We start from the raw sequence: 275 nt of genomic DNA on the forward strand, positions 1-275 counted from the left end.
TCGGGCAAGGGTGAGGTCAAGCCCATCCTCTTCATGTGGGCGACTTTCACCGTCTTCAACACTATTGCCTTCGTTCTAGTGGCCCGCGAGGCCGACCGGCTGGCCCATGGCCGGCGGGCGACGCTGCTGACGGAAGCCTTCGGCCGCATTATTTCCATGCCGCTTGCCTGGCACCATCAGCGCGGCACCTCCAACGCGCTGCATACACTGCTGCGTGCCTGCGAGACGCTGTTTGGCCTCTGGCTGGAATTCATGCGCAACCACCTATCGACGGT

Annotated in this window: 1 protein-coding gene; it reads left to right on the forward strand. The window is 62.5% G+C overall.

The window, feature by feature from the left end:
* A partial coding sequence (locus tag EOD29_RS31615; protein WP_348630469.1) for an ABC transporter transmembrane domain-containing protein occupies positions 1-275 on the forward strand: 275 nt, incomplete at both ends.

It is taken from the genome of Mesorhizobium sp. M1A.T.Ca.IN.004.03.1.1, from assembly GCF_003997555.1.
In the GTDB taxonomy this organism is placed as follows: domain Bacteria; phylum Pseudomonadota; class Alphaproteobacteria; order Rhizobiales; family Rhizobiaceae; genus Mesorhizobium.